Consider the following 12,036-nt stretch of genomic DNA (forward strand, 5'->3'; position numbering starts at 1 on the left):
GACGTGAGGGCAGACCAGGGTGAGACGACGTCGGGCGGGGTGGGTGGTGGTGCCGCGTCGTGGCGGGCCTGGCGGGAGCCGCGAGGAACGAGCGGCGGATGGTAGACGCGGCACCACCACCCACCCCGACCACCCAGGCCAACCACAAGCCGTCGAGCACAAGAACCACGCCTCTACCTCGCGTGACCACGGCTCTACTTCGCGCGACCACGGCTCTACCTCGCGCGACCACGGCTCTACCCCGCGCGACCACGGCTCTACCCCGCGTGACCGCGGTTCTACCTCGCGCAGCCGGCGTACTACCTCGGCGCGGTGGCGGACTCGATCGCGGCGCGGAGGCCGTCGGCGGTGACGCGGCCGCGGTAGCGGACGCCGTCGACGAACAGGGTCGGGGTGCCCTGGACGCCCGCGGCGAGGGCGTCGGCGTAGTCGCGCTGCACGGGCGCGGCGTGCTGCTGCGCGGCGTCCCCCACGACGGACGCACCGTCGAGGCCGAGCTCCTCGGCGCGGTCGGCCAGCCCGGCCTCGCCGAGCTGGTCCTGGTGCTCGAACAGCGCGGCCTGCATCTCCCAGAACCTCCCCTGCGCCGCGGCGGCCTCGACCGCGAGCGCCGCGGAGAGCGCGTGGGGGTGGATCTCGAAGAGCGGGAAGTGCCGGAACACGAGGCGCACCTGCCCCGCCGACGCCTCGACGACCTGCCGCAGCACGGGCGCGGCGGCGGCGCAGTACGGGCACTCGAGGTCGCCGAACTCGACGATCGTCACGGGCGCGTCCGGGTTGCCGAGCACGTGCGCGTCGGCGGGGACGAGCTGGTCGGCCGGGATCGGGGCTGCGGTCTGCTCGCTCACGTCGCCCAGCATGGCACGGGGTCGGCGCGTTCCCTCACGCGAGGACCAGCGGCCGGTCCTCCCGGATGCCGCCGGGGATCGGCTCGACGAGGTGCTCCAGGCCGGGCCCGGCGCTCTCGCGCCACCACGTGACGTTCCGGGCGTGGCGCGCGTACTCGGAGTCCGGGTCAGCGGTGAGGTAGGCCGCGGTCTGGGCGAGGTACACGGCGTCGACGGTGTCGGGCGGGGTGGGCACCCCGGCGAGGACGCGCCGGTCGCCGCGGAAGCGCGGGCGCGGGTGCATGCGCTTGAGGAGGTTGAGCGCGCCGAAGAGCAGTCCGGGCCGGAACCGGCACACGAACGCGTCCTCGTGGTGGAGCTGCGCGAACAGCCGCTCCTCGTCGAACGACAGCCCGCGGGCGATGGCCTCGCCGACCATCCACAGGAGCGCGGTGTCGGAGAGCGCCCGGGCGCGCGCCCCGCCGCCGACGTCGCTGTGCCCGCCGGGGAACCAGACCTGCTTGACCCGCGCTGCCATGGCGACGGGCACGTCCCAGAGGCACGGCTCGAACGTGATGCGGCGGTCGTCGATCGCGAGGGCCTGGCGGGCGCACTCGACGTCGGTCGACAGGCGCAGGTCGTGGAAGCGGCTGCGGCGGCGGGACAGCCCGGGGACGCCGAGGGCGCCGACGGTGTCGAACACGCCGAGGAACGCGACGGGGACGTGGTCGTGACAGTGCTCGGCGCGGAAGGCGGCCGCCTGCTCGGCCCGCTGGGCGGCGTCGCGCACGCGGTAGATCCGCTCGGCGTCGCACAGGTGGTCGCGCGCGAGGGAGTCCTGGGTGAGCAGCCCGACGGTCGCGACCATGCCGACGACGCTCCGGGCCGTGTACGCGCCGCGGCTGAACCCGAACACGTAGATCTCGTCGCCGGGCTCGTAGTTGAGCGCGAGGTGGCGGTACCCGGCGACGACGTTGCGCGTCAGCCCGTACCCGAACGCCCCGCCGAGCAGGCGGTCGACGAGGTAGCCCTGCGCCCCGACGCCCTCGACGGAGAACACCATCTGCTGCACGCCGTCCGGTCCGATGCCGGTGCGGACCGAGCGTGCGATCTTCTCGATGTTCGACACGCTCGCGTTCACCGGCGAGTTCCACGTGCCGTCGCAGCACAGCACCAGCCGCTTCATGGTCCTCTCCCCACCTCGCCCCGGCACCGTCGCCGGGGACACCATCTGGGGAGGGCCCGGCGGGGTTCGTGATACTTCGGTGAGCGTCTCCCCGCTCACCCGCCGAACGGTCCGAAGGGCGGCTGCCGGTGGCGTAGGTTCTGGCGGTGTGACCGTCACGAACGCCCCCTCCTCCACCGAACCCTCGGGCTACCCGACCGGGCGGGAGCGGCGGCACGCCCGGGGGACGCGCCGGCACCGCGGCGTGTGGGTCGCGGTCGTCGTGACGCTGGCGCTCCTCCTCGGGGCCGCCGGCGGCGGGCTGGTCTGGTACCGGGGGTCGACGTACGACGACCTGGCCGCGCAGGCCACCACGGCGCAGGCCCTGCTCACGACGTCCGACGGGAAGGTCGCCGACCCCGCCGTCCGGGACGACCTGACGGTCGAGGTCGACGACGCGCGCGCCCTGCTGGGTGCGTCGTTCCTCGATCGCATGACGACCGGCACGACGGGCGCGACCGAGTCGCTGGAGCAGGCGTCGCAGGCCGTGCACGCCTCGATGCTGGACCACGCGCGCGCCGAGGTCGAGGCGGCCCGCACGAGCCTGGCGCCCGTCCAGGAGCAGGGCGAGAAGATCTACGCCGCGACGGAGGGCCTGGGCGCCGACGAGGCGGTGCGCACGCGGCTCCGGGAGGCGCTCGACGCGGCCGCGACGACGGCGGAGACGGCCGGGAGCGGTGCGTCCGCCGACGACCTCGCCGCGCTGGAGCGGGCCGTGCTCGACCTCGAGACGAGCCTGGCGACCGTCGCCACGTCGACGGAGGAGATGTCGACCGCGCAGGACGCCGTCTCCTGCCCCGCGCCGGACCAGGTGTGGGACCCCGACGGCGGACGCGTGCCCGACTCCGCCCTGGCCGCGATCCCGTGGTCGCCGTCGGACCGGGTGCGCGCCGACGTGCTCGACGGGCTCGTCGCCCTCGACGCGGCCTACCTCGAGCGGTTCGGCGTGCACCTGACGATCAACTCCTCGTACCGCACGTACGAGGAGCAGGCGGGCCTCTACGACCCGTCGTCGCCGATCGCCGCACCGCCCGGCTGCTCGAACCACGGCCTGGGCTTCGCCGTCGACCTGGGCGGGGGCGTGCAGGCGTTCGGCACCCCGCAGTACGAGTGGCTCAAGCAGAACGCCGAGACCCACGGCTGGACCCACCCCGACTTCGCCGAGCCCGACGGGCGCGTGCCGGAGCCGTGGCACTGGGAGTCGGTGCTGGCCCGCGCGGACGACTGAGCCGCCCGCCGGGACTCAGGGCGCCGACGACGCCCCCGGGCCCGCGTCCTGGTCGACGTCCACCCGGGTGACGTGCCCCGGCGTCGGGCCGTCGCGCAGCCACGCCACGAGCCGGTCGACCGCGCTCCGGGGCCCGGTGACGACCACCTCGACGGTGCCGTCGCGGCGGTTCGTCGCGACCCCGTCGAGCCCCAGCGCGACGAGCCGCTCGCGCGTCGCCCACCGGAAGCCGACACCCTGCACGCGACCGTGCACGACGGCCCGCAGGGCGACGGGTGCGTGCGGAGCCCCCGTCACTGGTGCACGTGCGCCGGGACGCCCGTCGACGACTCGATGTCCGACTCGGCGTCGTCGAGCAGCCGGTCCGCGAGCCGCCGCAGCGCGCGCCCGACGGCGATCTCGTCGCCGATGAGCGGGACGTCCAGGTCGTGCGGGTCGCGCCGCGCGCGCCCGACCGTCCGCAGGTGATCCGGCGTCTCCGCGACGAGCACCGCCTCCGCCGTCGTGCGGCCCTCCGACTCGACGACGCTGACCTGCACGCGCCACACCTTCGTCGTGTCGGTCCCGCCGCCGTTCTCCGCCCCGGGCACGTGCTCGACGTAGCTGTCCGACCCCGGGTAGACGAGCGTGCGCTCGCCCGTGTCGGCCCACTCCACGAGGTACGGGGGCGTCCCGTCCTCGTGCCGCAGCTCGACCACCACCCCGTCGCGCACCGCCCCGCCGACCACCCCCGAGGCCGTCACGATCCTGTCCCCGACCGATGCCCTCATGGCTCCTCCTCGTGCCGCAGCGCTCTTCCATCATGCGACCGGGTGGGGCCCGCTGCACCCCCGGGCCCCCGGGTCAGCCGTCGAGCTGGGCCCGCAGCGCCTCGGGGTCGTGCGCCGGGAGCCGGCACACGAAGTCGGCGCACAGGTAGGCGCCCGGGCCGCGACCGGCGAGCAGGCCGACGCCGTCGACCGCGAGCGCCGCGGCGTCGCCGGGCGTCGCGGCGAGCAGCAGGCCGTCCGGGTGGTACCAGTCGCGCGCGGCCTCCCGGAACGCCTCGAGCAGGTCCGGGTCTGCCACGAGCACGAGCTGGTGGGGCGGCTCGGCGAGCCCGACGGCGACCCGGAGCACCCCCGCCGCGCCGAGCGGGTGCTCGCTCGCCGTCGGGGACGCGGCGACGTGCGCGCGGGCGGCGTCCCGGTAGCGCGGCTCGCCCGTCGCGAGGTGGGCCAGCAGCGCCGCCCGCGCGGCCGCCGTCGTGCCGGACGGGACGGCGCCCTCCGACGCGTCCGCCGCGGCACCGGCCGCGAGCCCGAGGTCGGTGAGCACGGGGTCCGTGCCCTGCGGGGGCCGCAGCTCGCCGTCCGCACCGACGGTCGCGTCGACGAGGCGAAGGCCCTCGCGCACGTACCGGGCCTCTCCCGTCAGGCCGCCGAGCACGAGGAGCGCGGTCGCGAAGGCGCCGTGGTCCTCGAGCGTCGCGACGGCGTCCGAGGCGACGCCGCCCTCCGAGGCCCGCACGAGCGTCCCGTCGGCCCGCACGTGCGTGGTCAGCAGCCGGTCGGCGGCGGCGCGCGCGGCGTCCGTGAGGTCGGGCAGGCCGAGGTGGTGCCCGGCTCGTGCGAGCGCCTCGATCGCGAGGCCGTTCCAGCCGGTGAGCACCTTGGTGTCGAGCCGGGGCGGCTCGTGGTGCGCGCGCTCGGCGGGCGGGAGCAGGTAGTACCCGCCCTCGACGCGCTCGCCACCGACGACGGACTCCGAGTCCTGCGCGCTCGCGAACGCGCCGTCGGCGAGGCGCAGGACGCGCAGGAGGAAGCGCCCGACGTCGGCGGCGACCCGCGCGGCGCCCTCGCCCGGGTCCGGGGTGCCGGGGGCGGGTGCCGGGGTGCGGAGCGGGCCGTCCACCGGCCCGGTGCGCCGCAGCACGGCGAGGGTCGTCGCGGCCGAGAGGAGCTGGGCGTTGTCGTAGAGCATCCGCTCGTAGTGCGGCTCCGACCAGTCGGGCCGGCTCGCGTACCGGAAGAACCCGCCGTCGACGTCGCGCAGCGGGCTCACGGCCATCGCGTCGACCGTGCGCCCGGCCAGGACGAGCGCACGCCGCGCGACCTCCGGGTCCACGACCGACGACGCGGCCAGGTCGAGCAGGAGCTCGAGGGTCGGCGCGACGGGGAACTTCGGCGCGCCACCGAACCCGCCGTGCACGCGGTCCTCCGCCGCCTCCAGCCGGTCGACGACGGTCCGCGCATGGTCGGCGAGCCGGCCGACCGGCCCGTCGTCGGTCGCGCCGGGAGCGCCCGGCTCCCCGGGGGTGACGACCGTCGTCGCCGCGGCGCGGGGCACCCCCGTCCGCCGTCCCGCCGCGGCGTCCCGCAGCGCCGCGCGGATCGTCTCCCCGGTGTCGACCACCTGGTCGCGCCGCAGCTCCCAGGCCTGCGCGACGGCGTCGAGCACGTCCCGGAACGCGGGCCGGCCCGCCACGGGGACCGGCGGCCAGTAGGTGCCCGCGTAGAACGGGGCGCCGTCCGGCGTCGTGAACACCGTGAGCGGCCAGCCGAGGTCGGGCGTGAACGCGCTCGCGGCGGCGAGCAGGCTCGCGTCGACGTCGGGGTGCTCCTCGCGGTCGACCTTCACCGCGACGAACCCGCGCGCGAGCTGCGCGCCGATCTCCGGGTCGGAGAAGCTCTCGCGCGCCATGACGTGGCACCAGTGGCACGTCGCGTACCCGACCGACACCAGGACCGGCACGTCGCGGCGCCGTGCCTCGGCGAACGCCTCGGCGCCCCACGGGTACCAGTCCACGGGGTTGTCGGCGTGCTGACGCAGGTACGGGCTCACGGCGTCGGCGAGGCGGTTGACCATGCCGTCCAGCCTGCCAGGTCGGGGCGGCGCGCGCGGGGCGGGACGTCGGAGTTGTCTGCTACGTCCAGGACCGGCGCGCTTGTAACGTTGCGCCCATGCCCGGCCCCGAGCAGTCCGCCCTCGCGGTGGCGACCGACGACGACACCCGCCTGACCACCCAGGCCCCCGCCGACCACGCCGGGCCCGTGCCCGCCGCGCCCGACGTCTCCGTCCGACCGGCCGCCGCCCCCGACGCCGAGCCCGGCCCCGCGGCGCTCCCCCGGCGACCCGTCCGCCAGGTGCCGGCGAGCGGCGACCGCCGGGGCCCGTTCACCCTCGGCGAGGTGCTCGGGCACGGCGGGTTCGCGCACGTCTACCGCGCGACGGACGCGGACGGCGGGGAGGTCGCGGTGAAGGTGCTGACCGGCCTCCAGGAGGGCTCCCGCGAGCGCTTCACGCAGGAGGCGAGGCTCCTGGAGGCCGTGGGCGGGCGCGGCTTCCCCGCGTTCGTGCGCTCGGGCCTCGACGACGACCAGCCGTGGTTCGCGATGGGGCTCGTGCCGGGCACGACGCTGCGCGACCAGGTCCGCGCGTCGGGACCGCTGACCGGGCGGCAGGCGCTGCGGCTCGCCGCGCAGGTCGCCCAGGCGCTCCTCGTGCTCCAGGAGCAGCACTGCGTGCACCGCGACCTGAAGCCCGCCAACATCATGGTCGACGGCGACCGCGCGGTCCTCATCGATCTCGGCATCGCCAAGCTGTTCGACACCGCGACGTCCACGCAGCCGGTCGGGACGCTCGCGTACATGGCGCCGGAGCTGTTCGCCCGCCGCGTGCACCCCCGCTCGGACGTGTACGCGCTCGGCCTGCTCCTGATCTTTGCCACCACGGGAGTCGTGCCGGCGGACCTCAACTTCCTCGGTCGCGACCTCGAGGCCGAGGACCTCGTGCGCGAGGTGCCGGACGACCTGGTCGGGGTGCCGGACGGGATGGAGCTGGGCCCGTCCCCGGCCGAGCTGCCCGAGATCGACCCCCACCTGCAGGACCTGATCCTGTCGATGACCCGCTACCAGCCGAACCATCGCCCCGCGCTCGAGAGCGTCGTCGCGGTGCTGCGCGCGCGGCTCGCCGGGGAGGTCGCCGACGACACCCTGCTCCTCACGCAGCGGATCCTGGCCGACGGCGCCACCGCGGCCGAGCGCGCGCTCGGCCCCGTCGCCGGGCTGGGTGCCGCGACCGGCGCCCCTGTGCGGGCCGAGCGACCGGCGAAGGTCGTGCCGGTCGGCTCGACGGTCGCTAGCCCGGTCGGCATGGCCGTCGGCGCGGACGCCGGGAGCGACGCGGCGCGTCCCCGGGAGCCGTGGCACGCCCTGGTCTACGACGCCACGCTGATGAGCGTGCTCGCCGAGGTGCACGGCGACGGGTTCGACGGCGCGGCCGCCGAGGTCATCGCCGACCACGTCGCGAGCATCGGCGCCCACGTCGCCGGGGGCCGGACCCCGGCGGAGCTCAAGGACTGGCTCTGGCAGGCGATGCAGTGGCGGGCCGCGACACCTCCCGCGGGCCACCCCGACACCCTGCGCGGGTGGCGGGCGTATCGACGCCCGGCCCACTCCGTGCTCGCGCCGCCGCGGAGCGGCCCCGAGCGTGTGGCCCGCGCCGACCGGCTGCGCCGGGACGGACATGTCCCCGTCCCCGCTGCTGGTGCCCGGGACGAGCGTGCCTGGCCGCTACCCGTGCAACGCGTCTCCACGCTGGGCCGCCCCCCGTCGGGGCGACCCTCGGCCGAGCCGGTCACCCCTGCGGTCGCGCGGACCCGGGTCGTGGACTCCCCCGACCTCGTCGCCACGCAGGTCGGCCGACCGGTGCCGCCGTCGGTCCCACCGCGCCGGAGCTCCGTCCAGCACCTCGGGCCCACGCCGCGCTCGGCCCGGCAACGCGTCACCGGAGCGGCCGTCACGAGCACCCCCGCCCCCCGGCCTGCGGACACCGCGCAGAGCACCCCCGCGTCGCCCTCGGCACCGGGACGGGCAGCCCCCGCGGTCACCGCGCCGTCCCGCTCCGCCGCGCCGTCGTCCGGGAGCCGGTCCCGGGTCGGGGGCACGCTCCTGCGTGCGCTGCCGCGCCTGCTCGCGGTCCTCGCGGTGCTGCGCACGCTGTGGCTCGTGCCCGACGGCGCGGCCCGGCAGAGCGAGCCGTTCGTCCCCCTGCCGTCGCAGCTCCTGGAGACCCTGCGCGTCTCGGTCGACATGGCCCCGCTCGTCGACGGACCGGTGCTCGCCCTGGCCGCGCTCGCGGTGGCCGTGGTGCTGCGCGTCGCCGGGCAGCGCACGTGGACGTGGCTGTACGCGCTCCTCGCCTCCGCGTCGATCGCGACCACGGTGGCGCTCGTCCTGCGCGGCTGACCGGCTGTCGGGTGGGTCGATGGCGGTCGTGGCGGCACCGCGGTGCCGCGCGGTGCCGCCCGACATAGGGCTCAGAGCGGCCCGAGCACGTCCCTGCGCGGCGCTCTGAGGTCGAGCGCCGCGAGGACGCCTCCGAGCGCGCGCTCCTCGTACCGGAAGTGCGACTCCATGATCGCGCCCACCCCGTCGAGGTGACGCACGACGGCGTCCCGCGACGCGACGGGGTCCGTCGCCCGGTCGAGCGCGTGCTCGAGGTCGGCGACGAGGTACGCGATCATCCCGTGGTCCTGGCGCAGACGTCGCCCGGTCCCCGGCGTCGCGCGCCGCCGACGAGAACGACACCACGCGCCGTCGAGCACGACCTGAGGGTCGCGAAGACGCTCAGAAAGACCCTCATGTCGTGTTCGGCCCCGGAGCCGACGGTCAGGCGTGGAGGCGGCGGAGGAACGCACGGGTGCGCTCTTGCTGCGGGTCGCCGAGAACCTGTTCGGGGGTGCCGCGCTCGTGGACGCGGCCCTCGTGGAGGAAGCAGACCTCGTCGGCGACGCGGCGGGCGAAGCCCATCTCGTGGGTCGCGACGAGCATGGTGCGGCCCTCGGCGCGCAGCTCGGCGAGCAGGTCGAGCACCTCGCCGACGAGCTCCGGGTCGAGCGCGGACGTCACCTCGTCGAGCAGGAGCAGCTCCGGCCCGTTGACGAGGGCGCGCGCGATCGCGGCGCGCTGCTGCTCGCCGCCCGAGAGCTGGTCGGGGTACGCGGTCACCTTGTGCCCCAGGCCGACCCGGCCGAGCATCTCGACGGCCGCCGCCTCCGCCTCCGCGCGGGACCGCCGGTGCACGAGGCGCGGAGCGAGCGTCACGTTGTCGAGCACGGTGAGGTGCGGGAAGAGGTTGTACGCCTGGAAGACCATGCCCATGCGGGCGCGGACCCGGTTGGCGTCGAGCCGCGGGTCCGCGACGTCCTCGCCGTCGAGCAGGATCTGCCCGTCGTCGACCTCGTCGAGGAGGTTGACGACGCGCAGGAGCGTGGACTTGCCCGACCCGGACGACCCGACGAGGACGACGCACCGGTGCGCGTCGACGTCGAGGTCGATGCCGTCGAGCACGACCCGCCGCCCGCCCGGGACGCCGGGTGCCGGGAAGGTCTTGCGGACGCCGCGCAGCGAGAGCAGGTGGTCGGCGCCCGCGTCCTGGGGGGTCGCGCCGGGAGGCAGGACGATCGCGCTCATCGGATGTCCCCCGCCCCGCTCACGGTCGCGAGCGACCGGCCCCAGCCGCGGCGCGCCTGGTACGCGTCGACGGCGCGCGTCAGCGGGAACGACACGAGGAAGAACAGGATCCCCGCGACGACGTAGGGCGTGAAGTTGTAGCTGCCCGTCGTCGCGATCTGCGCAGCACGGATCGCGTCCACCGCGCCGAGCACGGAGATGAGGCCCGAGTCCTTCTGGAGCGAGACGAGGTTGTTCGCGAGCGGTGCGGTGACGTTGCGCACGGCCTGGGGCAGCACGACGCGACGGGTCGTCTGCGCGCGCGTGAGCCCGAGCGAACGGGCCGCCGCGACCTGCGACGGGTGCACCGACTCGATGCCCGCGCGGAACACCTCGGCCAGGTACGCGGTGTACGTGAGCACGATCGCGAGGGCCCCGAGGAACGCGCCCGACGTCGGCAGCCACTCCAGGCGCAGCGCCGGCAGGCCGAAGCCCACGAGCAGCAGCACGAGCAGGAGCGGCACCCCGCGGAACAGGTCGACGTACGCGGTCGCGAACGCACGCAGCGGGAAGAGCGCCGGGATGCGGCTCGTGCGCGCGATAGCCAGCCCGAGGCCGAGCAGCGTGCCGACGACGCCCGCGACGACCCACACGCGCAGGTTGAGCCACAGCCCCTCGAGGATCGCGGGCAGCGACTCCCACGCCATCGCGGGGTCGAAGAACGCGGTCCGCGCGCGCTCCCAGCCAGGCGCGTTGACGACGACGAGCACGACCGCCGCGACGACGAGGACCGTGCTCACGAGCGCGACGAGGAGCGAGCGGCGACGCTGCGCGCGCCGGAACGCGGCGCGGTCGAGCGCGAGGGGTGACGGCGACCACCCGGCCGCCGGGACGCCGTCGGGCACCTCGCCGCGCCCGGGCGGGCGCGCGTCGTCCGACGCCCTGCGGGGCACGTCGTCGGGCGCGGTCACGGCCGGGTCACTCGAGGACGGGGATGTCGTCCGACTTGAGCCACGTCGTGCGCAGCTCGGCGAGCGTGCCGTCGGCCTCGAGCTCGTCCACGGCCTGGGTCACGCAGCCGGTCAGCGCGGAGCCCAGGTCGAGCACGAGCCCGTACTGCTCGACGACGCCCTGGTCGGGCAGCGTCCCGATGACGACGGAGTCCGGGAAGTACTCGGTCGACGCGGCGACGCCCTGGTCGACGTCCATGACCATCGCGTCGATCGTCCCGGACTGCAGCGCCTGCATGCCGTCGCCCGCCGCGTTGTACGGCGAGATGTCCGCGTCCTCGCCCCACGCGCCCTCGGCGAGCGTCAGGCTCGTCTGCGCGGCCGTGACGCCGATGCGCGCGCCGTCGAGCTCGGCGAGCGTCGTCGCGCCCGCGTACGGGCCGTCCTCCATGACGATGACGCCCTGGCGCGTCGTGAGGTACGGGCTGGAGAAGTCGACGGCCTGCTTGCGCTCGTCGGTGATCGACGTCTGGTACGCGGCGACGTCGAACGGCTTCACGGCCGGGCTGATGATCTGCTCGAAGGTCACGGTCTCCCAGACGACGTCGTCGGCCGCGTAGCCGAGACGGTCCGCGACCGCGTAGATGAGCGCCGACTCGAAGCCCTCGCCCGAGTCGTGCTCGCCGATGTACCACGGCGCGTACGCCTCGCCCGCGCCGACGGTCAGCACGCCGTCGGTGAGCGTCGGGAGCGCGCCGGGCTCGCACTGCGCGGCGTCGCCCGAGGCGCTGCCGCTCGGGCTCGCGGCGTCGTCGCCGTCGCCTCCCGACGAGCAGGCCGTCAGCGTGAGCGCGGCGACCGCCGTGACGGCGGTGAGGACGACGGGACGGGGACGCAGACGGCGCATGGTGACCTTCCGGGTGTCGGGCGCCCGCGGGAGTGGTGGGCACCGGCCACTGACGATAACGCCGGGCCGTGGGCCGTGGCTTCCCCCGCCCGCGCCTCGGCCGGGTGGGGCGCGTCACAGGATGGCACGACCGCTCTTTGCGACGGCGCCCGTGGCGCTACTCCGCGGGCGCGACGTACTCGTGTTGCAGGTCGCTCACCCGGGCGATGTGGAGTTGTCGACGAGGTAGTCGGTCACGGGGCCCCATCGGTGCGGACGACGGGAGCGTCGAGCCCTCCGGGAAGGTCGGAGAGCCCGGCGATGGCGTCGATCATCGCACCCTTCTGCTTCGAGGCGATGAGTCGACGCAGCGCGAGGTCGAGGACGGCGCGGTTCGACCGCTCTCCCGTGAGCTCGCGGGCGCGCTCGATCAGGCGAGGGTCGAGATCGACGCTGGTCATGGCCATGTGAACACCTCCACCGAGG

12 protein-coding genes are annotated in these 12,036 nt (G+C 75.7%); 2 read left to right on the forward strand and 10 right to left on the reverse strand.

Annotated features, from left to right (window positions below; all coding sequences use genetic code 11):
- Window positions 1-299: 299 nt before the first annotated feature.
- Entirely contained in the window at window positions 300-848 is a 549-nt protein-coding gene (locus tag CCE02nite_RS16185; RefSeq protein WP_255318912.1) for a DsbA family protein, read from the reverse strand.
- Window positions 849-882: 34 nt separating this feature from the next.
- Window positions 883-2,013, reverse strand: a complete 1,131-nt coding sequence (locus CCE02nite_RS16190; RefSeq protein ID WP_170227345.1) for a T6SS phospholipase effector Tle1-like catalytic domain-containing protein — start codon at window positions 2,011-2,013, stop codon at window positions 883-885.
- 148 nt (window positions 2,014-2,161) lie between these two features.
- On the opposite strand from CCE02nite_RS16190, the gene CCE02nite_RS16195 reads away from it, so the two are divergent.
- The gene (locus tag CCE02nite_RS16195) at window positions 2,162-3,280 is read left to right on the forward strand and encodes a D-alanyl-D-alanine carboxypeptidase family protein (RefSeq protein ID WP_141390660.1); all 1,119 of its coding nucleotides are present in this window, start codon (window positions 2,162-2,164) and stop codon (window positions 3,278-3,280) included.
- Between the two features lie 15 nt (window positions 3,281-3,295).
- On the opposite strand, the gene CCE02nite_RS20705 is transcribed toward CCE02nite_RS16195, so the two are convergent.
- From CCE02nite_RS20705 to CCE02nite_RS16205, 3 genes are all read right to left on the reverse strand, one after another.
- Window positions 3,296-3,577: an acylphosphatase gene (locus tag CCE02nite_RS20705; RefSeq protein WP_176599509.1), complete on the reverse strand. Its 282-nt coding sequence runs from the start codon at window positions 3,575-3,577 to the stop codon at window positions 3,296-3,298.
- A complete protein-coding gene (locus tag CCE02nite_RS20710; protein WP_176599510.1) occupies window positions 3,574-4,050 on the reverse strand; it encodes a dsRBD fold-containing protein in 477 nt (158 codons plus the stop codon). Before CCE02nite_RS20710 ends, CCE02nite_RS20705 begins: the two co-directional genes overlap by 4 nt.
- Window positions 4,051-4,123: 73 nt before the next feature.
- Window positions 4,124-6,127 carry a thioredoxin domain-containing protein gene (locus CCE02nite_RS16205; RefSeq protein WP_141390661.1) on the reverse strand — a complete coding sequence of 668 codons (2,004 nt, stop codon included), beginning with the start codon at window positions 6,125-6,127 and terminating at the stop codon, window positions 4,124-4,126.
- Window positions 6,128-6,222: 95 nt separating this feature from the next.
- On the opposite strand from CCE02nite_RS16205, the gene CCE02nite_RS16210 reads away from it, so the two are divergent.
- Window positions 6,223-8,508, forward strand: coding sequence for a serine/threonine-protein kinase (locus tag CCE02nite_RS16210; RefSeq protein WP_141390662.1), 2,286 nt, complete (start codon window positions 6,223-6,225; stop codon window positions 8,506-8,508).
- A 71-nt stretch (window positions 8,509-8,579) separates the two neighbouring features.
- Here the strand turns inward: CCE02nite_RS16210 and CCE02nite_RS16215 are convergent, their stop codons facing one another.
- From CCE02nite_RS16215 to CCE02nite_RS16235, 5 genes are all read right to left on the reverse strand, one after another.
- The gene (locus CCE02nite_RS16215) at window positions 8,580-8,786 is read right to left on the reverse strand and encodes a hypothetical protein (RefSeq protein WP_141390663.1); all 207 of its coding nucleotides are present in this window, start codon (window positions 8,784-8,786) and stop codon (window positions 8,580-8,582) included.
- A gap of 145 nt (window positions 8,787-8,931) precedes the next feature.
- Window positions 8,932-9,735 (reverse strand): amino acid ABC transporter ATP-binding protein, encoded by an 804-nt coding sequence (locus CCE02nite_RS16220; RefSeq protein ID WP_141390664.1) that lies wholly within the window; start codon window positions 9,733-9,735, stop codon window positions 8,932-8,934.
- Window positions 9,732-10,685 carry an amino acid ABC transporter permease gene (locus CCE02nite_RS16225; protein ID WP_141390665.1) on the reverse strand — a complete coding sequence of 318 codons (954 nt, stop codon included), beginning with the start codon at window positions 10,683-10,685 and terminating at the stop codon, window positions 9,732-9,734. The genes CCE02nite_RS16220 and CCE02nite_RS16225 overlap by 4 nt, the downstream gene beginning before the upstream one ends.
- A 7-nt stretch (window positions 10,686-10,692) precedes the next feature.
- Window positions 10,693-11,571 (reverse strand): ABC transporter substrate-binding protein, encoded by an 879-nt coding sequence (locus tag CCE02nite_RS16230; protein WP_141390666.1) that lies wholly within the window; start codon window positions 11,569-11,571, stop codon window positions 10,693-10,695.
- A 233-nt stretch (window positions 11,572-11,804) separates the two neighbouring features.
- Window positions 11,805-12,011: a type II toxin-antitoxin system VapB family antitoxin gene (locus tag CCE02nite_RS16235; protein WP_255318913.1), complete on the reverse strand. Its 207-nt coding sequence runs from the start codon at window positions 12,009-12,011 to the stop codon at window positions 11,805-11,807.
- Between the last annotated feature and the right edge of the window lie 25 nt (window positions 12,012-12,036).

The organism is Cellulosimicrobium cellulans (genome assembly GCF_006539945.1).
Lineage (GTDB): Bacteria > Actinomycetota > Actinomycetes > Actinomycetales > Cellulomonadaceae > Cellulosimicrobium > Cellulosimicrobium cellulans.